The 2601-nt window shown below is 50.1% G+C and carries 2 protein-coding genes; both read right to left on the bottom strand.

The features are described 5' to 3' along the window. Window positions 1–1067 (bottom strand): NADH-quinone oxidoreductase subunit N (locus ACTHUE_RS15225; protein ID WP_440402917.1); only part of this gene is annotated, 1067 nt, incomplete at its 3' end. A gap of 9 nt (window positions 1068–1076) precedes the next feature. Beyond that, complete coding sequence (locus ACTHUE_RS15220; RefSeq protein WP_004519131.1) at window positions 1077–2573, bottom strand: NADH-quinone oxidoreductase subunit M; 1497 nt, start codon at window positions 2571–2573, stop codon at window positions 1077–1079. Between the last annotated feature and the right edge of the window lie 28 nt (window positions 2574–2601).

The raw sequence follows: 2601 nt of genomic DNA, 5'->3' as shown, positions 1-2601 counted from the left end.
TTTTCACATTCAATGTCTTTGGTGGACAATACCATCAAAACACCGAAGCTGACTGCCGCCATCAAAGCATAGGTAATGGCGTAATACAAACCTGCAGTAAAGCCGACTGCGCCTGCCATAAACGCCAACAGGATAAAGCCCATGTGCGATACGGTAGAATAGGCAAGCATACGTTTGATATTGGTTTGCATGATGGCGGCAAGGTTACCGACCACCAAAGAAGCAACGGCAAGAATGGCCAACATCGGCGCCCAGTCTGAATGTATGGTACCCATACCGGTAACAAGGATACGGAACGCAAAGACAACGGCGGCGATTTTCGGAGCCGTACCCACAAAGGCGGTAACAGAGGTCGGCGCACCATCGTACACATCGGGTACCCACATATGGAATGGAACCGCACCCAATTTAAATGCAATGGCGACTACGATAAATACCATACCCAATTTCAACAACCATTCATTGGCCTGCTCATTGAAAGCAGAAGCCAAGACGGAAGCAAAATCAAGGGAACCGGTGGCGCCGTAAACCATAGAAATACCATAGAGCAGCAAACCGGAGGCCAACGCGCCCAATACGAAGTATTTCAGCGCGGCCTCGGCAGAGCGGCCGGAGTCGCGGCGCAGGGCAATCATGGCGTACAGCGACAAAGACAACAATTCCAAACCGATATACGCAGTCAAGAAATGTGCCGAGCTGACCATGACGCTCATACCCAACAGGGCAAACAATGACAGGGTGTAAAACTCGCCTTTAAAGATTTGGCGGTCTTGGTTGTACGGTTTACTGTAAATAAACAGACCAAACGTCAGCGCATACAGCACCAGTTTTGCCAAACGGGACATGCCATCTGCAATATACATACCGTGAAAGGCATCGACACTACCCTGCTCCCATACCGCCAATTGGGTGACGGCCACGATGATGACCGTTCCCAAACTCATCAGATGGGTCAGATAGCGGCTTTTATCGCAAATCCACAAGTCTGCCAGCAATACGACACCCAATAGCGCAAGCAGCACGATTTCGGGCATGGCGGGCATTAAATTCAAATCAGACCAGTTCATTTACACACCTCAAATCTTGCTTTGTGCCACATGGGCAATCAAATCGTTTGCCGCTTGATGCACCACTTCGATAAACGCTTGCGGATACAGACCCATGCCCAAAACAGCAACCGCCAAAATCGCCAAAATCGCAAATTCACGGCAATTGATGTCTTTCATTTCGGCAACGTGCGGATTGTGGATTGCACCAAAAATAACGCGTTTGTACATCCACAGGGTATAAGACGCACCGTAAATCAGGGTCATGGCAGCCAACGCACCTACCCAGAAATTCACTTTAACCGCGCCCATAATCACCATAAACTCGCCCACGAAGCCGGAAGTCGCAGGCAGACCGGCATTGGCCATACCGAACAACATCATAAACGCCGCAAACTTAGGCATCACATTGACCACGCCGCCATAATCGGCAATATTGCGGGTATGCAGGCGGTCGTACATCACGCCGATACACATAAACATCGCGGCGGACACAAAACCGTGGGAAATCATTTGAATGATTGCGCCTTTCAATGCCCAGTCATTCAATTGGCCGTTCACAAACAGGAACATGCCCAAAGTGACAAAACCCATATGGCTGATGGAAGAGTATGCCACCAGTTTTTTCATATCGGTTTGCACCAAAGCCACCATACCGATGTAAATCACGGCAATCAGGCTCAATACGATGATTACAGGGGCAAAATAGCGTGCCGCATCCGGCATAATCGGCAGGATAAAGCGCAAGAAACCATACGCACCCAGTTTCAGCGTAATTGCCGCCAACACCATCGAACCGCCGGTCGGCGCTTCAACGTGGGCATCCGGCAACCAAGTGTGCACAGGGAACATCGGCACTTTTACAGCAAATGACAGGAAGAACGCCACAAACAAAAGCTGTTGTACGCCCAACGGAATCTGTTTGATGTTTTGGAAATCGACAATAGAGAAGCTGCCTGTTTGATAGTGCAGGTAAACCATGGCAACCAGCATCAAAAGCGAACCCATCAGCGTATAGAGGAACAGCTTGACCGACGCATAGACGCGGCGCGGACCGCCCCATACACCGATAATCAGGTACAGCGGAATCAGCATACCCTCGAAGAACACATAAAACAGAATCGCATCCTGCGCGGCAAACGCGCCGTTAATCAAACCCGACATCATCAGGAATGCCGCCATATACTGCGCCGGACGTTTCTGAATGACTTCCCAACCGGCCAATACCACCAACAGCGTAATAAACGCATTCAAGATGATAAAGAGCACTGAAATACCATCCACGCCCAATGCGTAGTTGATTTTCAGAAGCGGAATCCACTCGTGGAACTCGGTAAACTGATAGCCGCCGCTCAAACGGTCGAAACCGGTAAACAGGGGCAGCGTTACCAAGAAACCGGCAAGCGCACCCATGAAGGCAAGCACACGCGCCAGCGGCGCACGGCTGTCTTTACCGGTCGCCAAAACCAGCACACCTGCGGCGATGGGTATCCATATTGCCAAGCTGAGTAGGTAGTTGGAAAACATAGTGGTTAACCTGTGGTTAAAATAAAAA

It is taken from the genome of Neisseria sp. P0021.S005, assembly GCF_051956955.1.
This window is presented reverse-complemented; position numbering and strand designations above follow the sequence as displayed.